We start from the raw sequence: 11,971 nt of genomic DNA on the forward strand, positions 1-11,971 counted from the left end.
GAGGCCGCAGGCCGAGGCGCTGGAGGTGGAGGCCGCAGGCCGAGGCGCTGGAGGTGGAGGCCGCAGGCCGAGGCGCTGGAGGTGGAGGCCGCAGGCCGAGGCGCTGGAGGTGGCCTACCCCCCAGGGGGGAAGTCCGCCCGCCGCCACGCAAATAGGAGCACTCGGGTGATCGACCCCAGCGGGCGATCCGGTAAGGAAGCCCTATCAATTGAAATATCGTAGACCCCGGCCTAGTGAGGACACAATGTTCATTTCGACCTGAGGAGTTCAAGGCATGTCTCATGCTGCCCAAATGCTTCCCGACGTAGACCTCCTAGTCACAATGGAACCGGAGGAGCTTGCGGCGTCCTTGCTTATGGCGCTCCCCTCGATAGCCAACAGCGGCATGAACATGGTCGCGATGACGAACATTCTCAGCTCACTTTTCACTGTGGGAAACAGTGGGCAGAGCGCGATTCCACTGTCACGTCGCGAGGAAGTCGAGCAGGCGATTACGGAGGCTTGGGTGTGGCTTGAGGTCCAAGGGCTCCTGATCCCTGCCTCGGGAACGAATGGCCAAAACGGATGGAGGAAGCTTAGCCGAAGGGCGTCCAAAATTAAGGACAAGCGCGACTTCCAACAATTCTCCGCCACACGATTCCTACGGAAAGAGTATCTGCACCAGGCAATTGCCGACACGGTCTGGGCTGCCTTCCTTCGGGGAGAGTACGACGTGGCGGTATTTCAGGCCATGAAAGCTGTTGAAGTCGCCGTTCGCGCCGCAGCCGCACTGTCGGATAACGATGTGGGGGTCTCCCTTGTGCGCAAGGCCTTTAATCCAGAGTCCGGCCGACTGACCGACAAGAGCATCCAGACGAGCGAGCGGGAAGCAGTGGTGAACCTGTTTGCGGGCGCAATTGGCCTCTACAAGAACCCGCAATCGCACCGCGATGTGGCCTTGGATGATCCCGTTGAGGCAATGGAGGTGGTGATGCTGGCCAACCATCTTCTGCGGATCGTGGATGCTAGAACAGCAGCGCTGATGGCTACAGGACAGCCTGCCTCACAGGCAACTTGACGGCCTCCACCAAGGCCTTCTTTGACTTCTCCGGGTCCTGCCCCGCGTAACCGTGCTGGCTAAGGTCGAGGCTCTTCGCCCGGTCGCTGTCGGTATGCCCGACCACCCAGGTCAGCGTCCATTCGTCAAACCCCGAGTCACCCGCGAGTTTCGCATTGCGGACCTTACGGACAAACCAGCGGCGGAACGAGTGGAAGTCCACGTTGCTCTTGGCCTTGTCGTTCGGCCGCTCGTCCACCCCGATGTCCCGACGATACCGGGTGAACCGCTTGATGGCTGGGTCCGATCGCGTCTCGCGTGACTTTGGGGTTGGCGGGAGTTCTTCGAACAGGAAGTCGCCCGGCTTCTTACTTTCGATGCGGCGCTTGACGATCCCGACCAGGTCGCTGTGGATTGGCACCGTTCGGCGGGCGTTGTCGGTCTTACCGGCCCATACGTTGAAGGCCTCTCCGACACAATCCGAGACAAACAGTTGGCACATCTCCTCGACCCGCATGCCGCTCAAGGCACCCACCCGCATCATATCGTTGAGAAGCGGCCCGGCGTCACCAGCCAGGAGCGAGACCACTTCGTCATCCGTGAAGGGACGCTTACCCCGGTCCGGGTCGGCTTCGCGTTGTCGCCTGGGCGGAGCCGGCAGGGTCTGGCCAGCCCAAGGGTTGTCGGCGGTGAGGTGTCCCTTGTCCCGCAGCCACGTCCAGTACTGTCGGATGAACCCTAGATACGCGGCGGCCTTCTGCGCACCCCTGCCGACCACAAGGCTCTCCGTGATGAAGCGCCCGGCCTCGATCCTGGAAACGCCTTCAAGGGCCACCGGCAAGTTGCTATCCCGTAGCCATGTCGTGAGCCAAACCAGAACCCTGCGGAAGTCGCCCTCGGATTTCTGCCTGTAGCCCTGGTGCGCCAGGAAAGCGTCCGCATGGTGATCCAGTGGCGTGATCTCTCCGCTGGCTAGACCGTAGAATGCCTGGGCGCGGGCGAACCCTTCAGCCGCCTCGACCTGGGTGGCTCGGTTATGGAGAAAGTATTGGGTCGCCTCGTCGTCTTTCGTGAGGCGGAACTTCAGCGCCTCGGCCTCAAGCGGATCATTGGAGGCCAGCGCTCGGCTGGCTGCCATGATGACCTCCTTGAGCCTGGCCACTATGGGCCACTTGCGGGCATCCGCATCACTGAGGTCCGAGGTGTGGAGCGGGAATGTGAGCTTGCCCCGCCCGATCAAGTCGCGCACTTTGGCGGGAACCTTCACGCGGACTCGCCATTGCTGTCCGTGCCATTCGAGATATTGCCTTTGGTTTGCCACTCTGACCCGGTGCCCCACTCTGGTGCCCCACTGCTGGGCCTCAAGGAGGCGGAAGTCAAGAGCCGCAAGGGGTCTAGGCATCTGGAGGAGAGTGTCCCGCTCTCTCCGCCAGCTAATCCCGAGAAACCCTTTATTTTCGGGGCGTTTGGTAAGGTTCGGTTAGTAGCCTACTAACCAGCCTACTAATCACTAGGGTCAAAACTCCGCCAATGGCCGAGATGGGTGGAAGACCGACGTTCGCTGACAGAAAGACATCACCGTCGCAGCGTCGTCTACAAACGGGGAGGTGTCTCAATGTCAGTGGAAATCCGGGCTGCCTCGGAGGCAGACTTTGACGCGCTCGTTCGGCTCAATCAGGTGGTTCAGAGTCTCCATGCTGAATTGCATCCAGACGTTTTCAAACAGGCAGCCGATCCGTCTGCGGTGAGGACATTCTTCGCAGCGAGGCTGGCTGATCCGAAGAGCTCGATCGCGATTGCTGAGATTGATCGCGCTCCAGTCGGCTACGTCTGGTTTGAAATTCAGTCGCTGCCAGAAACGCCGTTCACTTTCCCTCGGCCCCTGATCTATGTGCACCACATCTCGGTTATGCCGGAAGCTCGTCGTCGTGGAGTTGCCGCAGCTTTGATGTGCCATGTTGAACAGCGAGCTGCTTGCGAAGGTATCGACGAAATTGCTATGGGCATCTGGGCAGCCAATCTCGACGCGCGGCATTTCTTTGGGTCGCAAGGATGCGTTCCGTACAACATTGCACTTTGCAAGAAGCTTGTGAGAGTCAGCTAAGGGTCAGCAAGCGGACGTTTGAATTACGGTGACAGTGCACTTTGAATTACGGCGACAGAATTACGGTGACAGTGCACTATTTGTCATGTTTGCTCGGCTGTCGCTGTGCGTAAATTGAACGCATGGCTCGACTTGCATTACCGCGCCGCCGATGTCGCGCAACCGATGGGCAGCGAAGCACTTCTCGACCGTGATTGCCGAGCAAACCGGAAAGAGCAGTGAAATTGGGAAACGCGACAGGCGGGAAAAAGAAGATGGTGCACTGTCACCGTAATTCGTAATTTGCAGAGGGCGCGAAGGATCGCTACTGAGCGGCTCCATCTGCGCCGCACCCCTTACCCCAGATCAGCCCACAAGCCGAACGACCCGCGCTCCACCAGAGCGCGGGCTTCGACAGGTTCGTTAGTGTCGCTACGCGTCTAGCGCGGAACCGCTTGTATTCCCGAGACCGAGCGCTCTGTTTCGCCGGAGAAAACCACGAAGGCAAAGATCAGCACGGCGACAGCGACAATCATTGAGCCGGTGGCGACGATCGGCTCGAGCGCCGGATTTCCCTGCAGCATCAGGTAAAGCGCCGGCAACATCACGACCAGGCCGAGATTGTAGACGCCATAGTGGATCATCGCCGTCCTGCGGGCAGCCTTCGCCGGGTTCAGCGCATAATAGCCGCCGAATATTGCACTGGTGACCCATCCCAGCAGGTTGATGTGCGCGTGAGCCGGAAACGCGCCGTGATCGCCTGAAATTGCCATCTGCAGGCCAGCTGCAATTCCCAGAATAAGAAAGACGATGGCTGTCTTGAAAAAGAGCTCCGAAACCTTAGGCATGTCATTCTCCCAAACCCGTTTTGCCGCCGCATCATGCTTTGTTTCCGGCGACCTTGCCAAGGGGGACCGTCGGGCCTGCCGAACCATTTGTTGGCGGCCTGACGGCCCGTTGGCGGCCGGCCACCGAGACTGGCCGGTTGCGAGTCCAGCCGGTAAAAAATATGCGCTCACGCTAATTTGATTGCAATATCACCCGCCAGGCTTCCACGTCGTTCTCACAAGGGAAGTGTCCTGCACGATGGTGGTGCCATACGCGCCAAAGGTCAGCCTGTCAGTGTTGCAGCAAGGCCTCGCCAAACTTCTCCCACAGCTGTGTGCAATCTGTTGCTCTGAGGCTGGGGGTTCCGAGTGGGCCATATCGGATGACGGCGGCGTGAACATCATAGCCAACGATAGGTGCATTGGCGACAAAGTGGATAGCCTCGCCCAATCGGCGAGAGCCAATTGGCGCATCGGTTTTGTTGGTGATGTCGAAGACACCACAAATATCCACTTCCTGATTTCTGGCTGCCAACGCAGCTTCCATTACCTGTTCGTGCATCATCGAAATCTCTCCTAACGGTCTAAGTCTAAGAACCGCGGCTTTTGCCGGTCCGGCAGCTGACAACCGCCAAGTCGAAGTGCCTTTTGCAGCATCTCGATTGGCTCTTGCTGCGAGCCACTCCGCCCGCTCCCGCGGCAAGCCGATAAGGCAACTGCCCGCGAAATCCGCAGGCACGTCCACGGTCGCATCAAACACGGCCCACGTGCCAGTCGGCTCCTGAACGGGCAAAAACCTCATAACAGCGTCTGCTAATATACCATACCGACTGTGAGGACGGAGCTTTGTTCCTGCATCGATCAAACGAATGAGAGATGTTGTCGAAATGTCAGGCGACGCTCGCCGAAAACAATCGTCGGCGACATCGCCAGGATCGAAGGCTGAGCAGCGATCCGGCCGCATTCGGGACAAGCACAAGATGCCGGAGACAAGCGCGGTCAGAATGTTCAGCCAGAATCGCGTTTTCGTTGCGGATGGATGGTCTCGCCGCGCTTCAGCATCTCCACGAACGCCGCGATCTTCTTCTTGCGTCCGGCTTCGGTCTTCATGTTGTGGGTGCGGAAGGCGAGCGCGAAGCGGTTTTGCTCGCTGAGCTTCGCCAGCATCTCTTTCGCCTTGGGCTCGGCGTCTATTGCCGCCTGGAGGTCGTCGGGGATCTTCATCTCCTTGCCGCTCCTATAGGCGCGCGCCCAGCGGCCGTCGGCCTTGGCTGCCTCGGCCTGCCTCAGCCCATGCTCGGTCATCCGGCCCTCCTCGATCAGCCGGGCGACATTGTCGACGTTGATCTGGCTCCAGGTGCTCTTCTTGCCGCGCGGGGTATAACGCTGCAAATAGCTTTTGCCGTCCAGGGCCTTGCGCACCGCATCGATCCAGCCCCAGCATAACGCCACGTCGATGGCTTGCTTCGGCGTGATCGACGGCAGCCCCGAATCGCGCTTATGGATCTTGATCCAGACTTCGTCCTCGCTGTCGTGATGCTCGCCAAGCCAGGCATGGAAGCTTTCGGCATCCCTGAACTCGCGCACCTTGGCCGGGTCGACCTTGACGGGCGCCATCAGCCGGTCCGCCCGTGACACAGGCGCGTAACGACGCCGAACCGCTTGCCGGCCGCGCGCGCGCTCATCTCAGCTCCAAGTCCGCAATCGGCAGGCCGGATGATTCCCGCTGGCACGCGTTCAGCCTGCGCGATTGGGCGTGCCGAGGACATGGGATTTCGGCGGCAGCATGACGTCGTCGAATGTCTGCGTGAACATCGCCGCCGCAAAGAAAGCGACGGCGCGCAGGGTTTCGGTGCCGGTGTTGACGAGGTCGTGCCGGACCGGCGTCGGAAGTACCAGGACGCTGCCGGGCCTGACCGGGTGGATGCTGCCGCCCTCGATGTGCAGCTCGCCGGTGCCGGCGATGATGTATTGCGTCTCCTCGGTGGCGTCGGTGTGCCAGCCGAGCCGCTTGCCGGGCTCGATCTCGTAGACAATGACTGAGGACTGGGTGGTGCCGTGCCCGCCGTAAACCGCGAAAGCGCCGGCCCATTTGACCGACGGATCGTCCTCTGCCCAAACCAGCGAACGTTCGAGCCTGTCGGATGCGACGACTGCTGTCATGGCTTCGTTCCTCTCAGCGAATGGCGAACACGAATCTAGATGATTTTTCTGGTCTGCGTCAGCAAAACTGGCTGCCAACCGTTTCCTCGCCCATTGCGCGTAACTATTTGTCGTGCCGCGATCTGACCATTCTACTCTGGGATCGTATCACTGAGCCGATTTCACCATGCAACCAAGCCTTTACCTTTCAGCCAGTTTGGAGTTGCCCCTGCGTTGCGTTCGTGGTCCGGTACAACCAGGGCGCTCAATGCGAATTCGGCAACGGTCGCCTCACCGACCGTCAAGGCAACACACCGTGAAGGCAACCCAGGAGATAGCAATGGGCATTTTCGACAGTATCAAAGGTGCGATTTTCGGAAACGCGGTTGCGGCCGAAGCGCCGCCGGCGCAACCGTCTCCCGCGCCTGCTTCGAGCACGGCCACCCAGCCGACGGCGCCTACCCGACCCGACCCGGCTGCAACCCCGGCTCCGGCAACGCCATCCGCGCCGTCCTCTGCTCCTGACATCGCTGCCATTCTCGACAAGGCGGTGGCCGCGAAAGGGCAAAAGCTCAACTGGAAGAATTCGATCGTCGACCTGATGAAGGCTCTGAATATCGATAGCAGCCTCGGCGCCCGCAAGGAGCTTGCTCACGAGCTGAACTACACCGGCGACATGAACGACACCGTAACGATGAATCTGTGGCTGCATGATGCACTGATGAAAAAGCTGGTCGAGAATGGCGGCAAGCTTCCGAGCGATCTGGCCGCCTAGAGTCATAAGACAAGCAATTCCAGGAAAACGTGTGAACGGTTTTCCATCCGGAATTGCGTCAAACAAAAAAGACAGACCGGTTCGGCGTTCCGTGAAACGAAGAACCGTCCTGGTCCTGCCCGCACCGTGGTTCTTGCTGCGCTGACTTCGACCGCAACCGAGCAGACCCGACTGCCAAGCAATCAAACTGCCAAGTAAATAAATTGAGACCCATCCCGGCCGCCGGGATGGGTCTGTGGCGAAGTCGCATGGCACAAAAGTGCTGCCGCCTCGCGCCCGGATTGCCTCACGCAAAACCGACGATTTCGGTCGCTGCCCCGCGCGCTGGTAGGACCACCATTTCGCTGGCGAAACCCGACGTTCGGCGTATCATTCTCGCGGGAGAGGGTTCATGGTGGGAGGAAGCCAATGAACGTGGTGCAGAGGGTGACTGTCGCCGACTTGACGGCCCAAGAGCTTGTTTCATCTGCGCTTTCAAGATTCGGCGCCGGCGACACCATATCGACGAGGGCGATGCTGGACATCGTTCGCCGGACGGCCCCGGCCTGCGGTGACAGTGACGACGATCTGGTCGAGATTATCGTCATGACGGCCGTTGGTAGGACCATGGGGGTCGTGTTCGACCATCGCTACCCTTAGCAATCCGCAACGAATACCAGGCTGCGCCCAGGAGCAGTGGCGGGCGGTTGGCAGCGCGCGGCGGAAATTTACTGGTGCGGCCAAGGAAGCGAGCCTTTTTGTGCGCGAAGGCCAGCCTGGCGCCGTGCCCTTGCTTTGAGCAAAAACCGCCGCTCATGTCGGGTCATGCCCGAGGGTAGGCAACTGGGCGACACGCTCGAAGGAACTCGCTGAAATCTTGCCCGTTATGCTCTCGTTGAGATGAGGAGAGCTGCCATGGCCGACGACAAAACCAGGACCGACAGTCGCGACCGCTCACGAGTGGCGGGCGGCGAAGACTATGAGGTACGTCATTTCGCCGAGGAAGCGGGCATTACCCCTGATCAGGCACGCACGCTGATCAAGCGCCACGGCACCGACCGCAAGGTGCTGAACGAAATCGCCGAGAGCATAAGAGCGTCGTAATGGCTAACAAGAAAACCGCAATGGCCGACCGCAAGACGCGCGATCCGGACGAAAAGAAGGCTCTGCACCTGGCCGAAACCACCGACGTTTCGCCGAAGCAGGCGAAGGATCTGATGCGCAAGCACGGCAAGGACAGCCCGAAAGTCGAGAAGGAAGCCAAGAACTTCAAGGCCGAGGGCTGAACGGCCGGAGGTCTGCCCCTCACCCGCAACTTAGTAGTCGCTGCTCAACGTGCCCAGCCGGTTAGACGCGCGGCACAGGGTTGTGGCCGCAATCCTGCAGCTTATCGGTTTTCTAACAAATTCGGGCTATCCCTTCCGCTATCGCGGCTCAGGGATGCCATATGCGCGGGATGTCTGGTGAGGCGAGGCCGTCGATAGACGACATACGGCATGTGAGGCTGGTGTTTTGCCTGCTGGCGGCCGTCGTGATGGCGACGGCGCTCCTCGCCTTTGCCACCTCCCTCCTGCAGGATCCCGATAGCTGGTGGCACATCAAGGTCGGCATGGATATGCTGGCAAGCCGCACATTCCCCTCCGTCGACATTTACTCCTACACTTTTGCCGGCCAGCCATGGATCGCCAAGGAATGGCTTAGCCAGGTTCTCCTTGCCCTTGCCTTCGAAGCCGGCGGCTGGAACGGCGTGGTACTGCTGGCGACTGCGGTAATCGCGCTGACGGCCTTCTTGACGTCGTGGTATCTCAGCGCGTCGTTGAAGCCGACGCTGGCGATAGCACTGACACTGGTGCTCGCGCTCTTGATCGGGCCAATCTATGTCGCCCGACCCCACATCTTTACCTTGCCCATTATCGTCGTCTGGACCGCCGGTCTTTTCCAAGCCGCACGCAACGAGAAAGCGCCGCCTCTATGGCTGCTGGCGCTGCTTTGCCTGTGGGCCAATCTCCATGCCACCTTCACCTTCGGTTTCATTATCGCCGCCTTCGCCGGCCTCGATCTCGTCATGCGCACGCGCTTGTCGAACCCCCGGCTGCTGGCCAAGTGGATCGCTGTCGGGCTGCTTTGCCCGCTGGTCAGCCTGCTCAATCCCTATGGCGTCAAGGCCATACTCGCCACATTCACCGTGGCCTATGGCAATGAGGCGGTGCCTTACATTGCGGAGTGGCAACCCTTCGACGCCTCGCGGCATACCCTCCAGGAGGTGGCCCTGCTGGTGGCGTTTTTCGGGCTGCTCGCGTCGAGATTGCGTATTGGCTGGGCCAAGGCGCTGTTCCTTGTCTTCACCTTGCACGTCTATCTCACCCACATACGGTTCATGTACCTGTTCTTTCTTCTTGTCCCGGTCGTCCTTGCCGTCGAGGTTGCGCAACAATATCCAGCGCTTTCAGCCCCTACATGGGCCGCGGAAAAGCGCGACGGACTTGAACAATTTTTCGCGCGGCAATTTTCCAGAATTTGCGCTGGACTTGCCGTTTTGCTGGTTTTGGCGGCCGCGGTCTTCCTGGCCTATCCGGTCGTGCCGAGCCAGAAGACTTCGGCGAGGGATGCGCTGGCCTTCGCCCAAGCCCATAATCTGTCAGGCAATCTGCTGAATTCCTACAATTTCGGCGGCACGCTGATTTTCCATGGCATCAAGACGTTTATCGACGGCCGGGCGGATCAGCTCTTCCTGAACGGCTTTACGGAAACGGATGAGCAGACTGGGCACAGCCGGGGCAAGCCGATCCTGAAAGCCCAGCTCGAGAAATATGCGATAGGCTGGGCATTGTTGACCGCCGACGACAGCCGCATTCCGTTCTTCGACGAACTGGGCTGGAAGCGGGCCTATGCGGACGATTACGCTCTGATCTATACCCGCGCAGACTGATCCCCGGCAGCTTCGCGCGCCGGTGCGCACCTCCCCCTGAAGCTGTGGCCAGCGCCGAGGCGGCGAAATCCTTATGGGATTTTGATTTCTTTGCTCCGCGTCCCGTCTCGAACCTTTATGGCACTTTGATCCATATTCGGCAGAGCGATGTATCCGGCCGCCGATGTGAAGCGGTGAGCGGGCTTGGACAGTTTTGTCCAAGTTGAAAAGAACAAACTCAATATAGGAAATTGCACGATGGACATCATTGTTGTCGGGATAGGAATCTCGTTCTTTGCTCTATGCTTCGGTTACATCAAAGCCTGCGACGGGCTGTAAGTTTAGGGGATCGAAACATGCTCTTCGACTATATCCTCGGCGGCGCCGTGACCCTGTTCCTTCTCGCTTACCTGACATACGCCCTCGTTCGCCCGGAACGCTTCTGATCTCCGCTGGCAAGGAGCCAACCCCATGACAATCAACGGATGGCTGCAGATCCTCGTCTATTGCGGGATCGTCGTTTTGCTGGCCAAGCCGCTCGGCGGCTACATGCATCGCGTTTTCAGCGGCGAGCGCACATTCCTGTCGCCAATTCTGGCCCCGCTCGAGCGCGGGCTCTACCGTATGTCCGGGACCAGCGAGCGCGAGGAGCAGCACTGGACCTCCTATGCGGCGGCCCTGCTGTTCGTTAACCTGGCCGGCTTCCTGGTGCTCTATTTCCTGCAGCGGCTGCAAGGCGGCCTGCCCTACAATCCGGCCGGCATGACCGCCGTCGAACCTGGGCTTGCCTTCAACACCGCCGCCAGCTTCATGACCAACACCAACTGGCAGAACTACGGCGGCGAAAGCACGATGTCCTATCTCGTGCAGATGGCCGGCTTGACCCTGCAGAACTTTCTGTCGGCCGCGACCGGCATCGCCATCGCGGTCGCACTGATCCGCGGTTTTGCTAGAGCCTCAGGCAAATCGATCGGCAATTTCTGGGTCGATATGACCCGCTGCACGCTCTATCTGCTTGTGCCGTTCTGCATCGTGTTGACGCTTGTCTATGTCTATCTCGGTATGCCGCAGACGGTTGGTGCTTACGTCAACGCGACGACGCTGGAAGGCGCGCAACAGACGATCGCGGTCGGGCCGGTCGCTTCGCAGGTTGCCATCAAGATGCTCGGCACCAATGGCGGCGGCTTCTTCAACGCCAATGCAGCGCATCCCTTCGAAAATCCCGACGCGATCTCGAACCTGATCCAGATGGTGACGATCTTCGCCTTCGGCGCGGCGCTAACCAATGTCTTCGGTCGCATGGTCGGCAACCAGCGCCAGGGCTGGGCAATTCTGTCGGCGATGGGCGTGCTGTTCATCGCCGGCGTTGCCGTCTGCTACTGGGCCGAGGCCGCCGGCAATCCGCTCGTCCATGCGCTGGGCATCGACGGCGGCAACATGGAGGGCAAGGAAAGCCGCTTCGGCATCGCTCTGTCGGCACTGTTTGCCGTCATCACCACCGCCGCGTCCTGCGGCGCGGTCAACGCCATGCATGACAGCTTCACCGCACTCGGCGGCATGATCCCCATCATCAACATGCAGCTCGGCGAGGTCATTGTCGGCGGCGTCGGGGCCGGCTTCTACGGTATCCTGATGTTCATCGTGATCGCCGTCTTCGTTGCCGGGCTGATGGTCGGACGCACGCCCGAATATCTCGGCAAGAAGATCGAGGCCAAGGAGGTCAAGATGGCGATGCTTGCCGTCCTCTGCCTGCCGCTGGCAATGCTGATCTTCACCGCTATCGCGGTGGTGCTGCCGACCGGTGTTGCTTCCATCGCCAACACCGGCCCGCACGGTTTCTCCGAAGTCCTCTATGCCTACACCTCGGCCGCGGCGAACAATGGCTCCGCCTTTGGCGGCCTCAGCGGCAACACGCCCTGGTACAATATGACGCTCGGCATCGGCATGCTGATGGGCCGCTTCCTGGTCATTATTCCGGCGCTGGCGATTGCTGGCTCGCTGGTGGCGAAGAAGACCGTCCCTGCCTCCGCCGGCACCTTCCCGACCGACGGGCCGCTCTTCGTCGGGCTGCTGGTCGGTGTCATCCTGATCGTCGGTGGCCTGACTTTCTTCCCGGCCCTCGCGGTCGGACCGATCGTCGAGCACCTGGCCATGATCAACGGTCAGACCTTCTGAAACGCTGAAACGGCCATGCCCAGGTTCAAGATCATGTCTCGAAAG

At 60.1% G+C, this 11,971-nt stretch carries 14 protein-coding genes; 9 read left to right on the plus strand and 5 right to left on the minus strand.

What is annotated here, in order from left to right; genetic code table 11:
• Positions 1 to 275 precede the first annotated feature (275 nt).
• Positions 276 to 1,058: a TIGR02391 family protein gene (locus tag NKI50_RS19960; protein ID WP_352717385.1), complete on the plus strand. Its 783-nt coding sequence runs from the start codon at positions 276 to 278 to the stop codon at positions 1,056 to 1,058.
• Here the strand turns inward: NKI50_RS19960 and NKI50_RS19965 are convergent.
• Entirely contained in the window at positions 1,027 to 2,439 is a 1,413-nt protein-coding gene (locus NKI50_RS19965; RefSeq protein ID WP_352717387.1) for a DUF6538 domain-containing protein, read from the minus strand. The genes NKI50_RS19960 and NKI50_RS19965 overlap by 32 nt on opposite strands.
• 213 nt (positions 2,440 to 2,652) lie before the next feature.
• Here NKI50_RS19965 and NKI50_RS19970 point away from each other — a divergent pair, with 213 nt between their 5' ends.
• A complete protein-coding gene (locus NKI50_RS19970) occupies positions 2,653 to 3,141 on the plus strand; it encodes a GNAT family N-acetyltransferase (protein WP_352548339.1) in 489 nt (162 codons plus the stop codon).
• Between the two features lie 419 nt (positions 3,142 to 3,560).
• Here NKI50_RS19970 and NKI50_RS19975 read toward each other — a convergent pair whose 3' ends face one another.
• From NKI50_RS19975 to NKI50_RS19990, 4 genes are all read right to left on the minus strand, one after another.
• The gene (locus tag NKI50_RS19975) at positions 3,561 to 3,968 is read right to left on the minus strand and encodes a heme-copper oxidase family protein (RefSeq protein WP_023719001.1); all 408 of its coding nucleotides are present in this window, start codon (positions 3,966 to 3,968) and stop codon (positions 3,561 to 3,563) included.
• 271 nt (positions 3,969 to 4,239) lie between these two features.
• Positions 4,240 to 4,512, minus strand: a complete 273-nt coding sequence (locus NKI50_RS19980; RefSeq protein WP_031194005.1) for a hypothetical protein — start codon at positions 4,510 to 4,512, stop codon at positions 4,240 to 4,242.
• A gap of 443 nt (positions 4,513 to 4,955) precedes the next feature.
• Complete coding sequence (locus NKI50_RS19985) at positions 4,956 to 5,564, minus strand: YdeI/OmpD-associated family protein (RefSeq protein WP_023718999.1); 609 nt, start codon at positions 5,562 to 5,564, stop codon at positions 4,956 to 4,958.
• A 120-nt stretch (positions 5,565 to 5,684) separates the two neighbouring features.
• Complete coding sequence (locus NKI50_RS19990) at positions 5,685 to 6,110, minus strand: cupin domain-containing protein (protein ID WP_031194003.1); 426 nt, start codon at positions 6,108 to 6,110, stop codon at positions 5,685 to 5,687.
• Positions 6,111 to 6,429: 319 nt separating this feature from the next.
• Here NKI50_RS19990 and NKI50_RS19995 point away from each other — a divergent pair, with 319 nt between their 5' ends.
• The 7 genes from NKI50_RS19995 to kdpA all read left to right on the plus strand — a co-directional run bounded on the left by NKI50_RS19995 (position 6,430) and on the right by kdpA (position 11,926).
• On the plus strand, positions 6,430 to 6,864 hold the full coding sequence (locus NKI50_RS19995) for a DUF3597 domain-containing protein (protein ID WP_352483570.1): 435 nt from the start codon (positions 6,430 to 6,432) through the stop codon (positions 6,862 to 6,864).
• Positions 6,865 to 7,272: 408 nt separating this feature from the next.
• A complete protein-coding gene (locus NKI50_RS20000) occupies positions 7,273 to 7,503 on the plus strand; it encodes a hypothetical protein (RefSeq protein ID WP_023718996.1) in 231 nt (76 codons plus the stop codon).
• A gap of 255 nt (positions 7,504 to 7,758) precedes the next feature.
• Entirely contained in the window at positions 7,759 to 7,947 is a 189-nt protein-coding gene (locus NKI50_RS20005) for a DUF3606 domain-containing protein (RefSeq protein ID WP_023718995.1), read from the plus strand.
• Complete coding sequence (locus NKI50_RS20010; protein WP_036244723.1) at positions 7,947 to 8,129, plus strand: hypothetical protein; 183 nt, start codon at positions 7,947 to 7,949, stop codon at positions 8,127 to 8,129. The genes NKI50_RS20005 and NKI50_RS20010 overlap by 1 nt, the downstream gene beginning before the upstream one ends.
• Before the next feature lie 161 nt (positions 8,130 to 8,290).
• Complete coding sequence (locus NKI50_RS20015; RefSeq protein WP_352642205.1) at positions 8,291 to 9,772, plus strand: hypothetical protein; 1,482 nt, start codon at positions 8,291 to 8,293, stop codon at positions 9,770 to 9,772.
• Between the two features lie 335 nt (positions 9,773 to 10,107).
• Positions 10,108 to 10,197 carry a K(+)-transporting ATPase subunit F gene (locus NKI50_RS20020; protein WP_023675300.1) on the plus strand — a complete coding sequence of 30 codons (90 nt, stop codon included), beginning with the start codon at positions 10,108 to 10,110 and terminating at the stop codon, positions 10,195 to 10,197.
• Between the two features lie 25 nt (positions 10,198 to 10,222).
• On the plus strand, positions 10,223 to 11,926 hold the full coding sequence (gene kdpA, locus NKI50_RS20025) for a potassium-transporting ATPase subunit KdpA (RefSeq protein WP_352642207.1): 1,704 nt from the start codon (positions 10,223 to 10,225) through the stop codon (positions 11,924 to 11,926).
• Positions 11,927 to 11,971 lie beyond the last annotated feature (45 nt).

Origin of the sequence: Mesorhizobium sp. M0563 (assembly GCF_040321065.1) — a bacterium.
GTDB lineage: Bacteria > Pseudomonadota > Alphaproteobacteria > Rhizobiales > Rhizobiaceae > Mesorhizobium.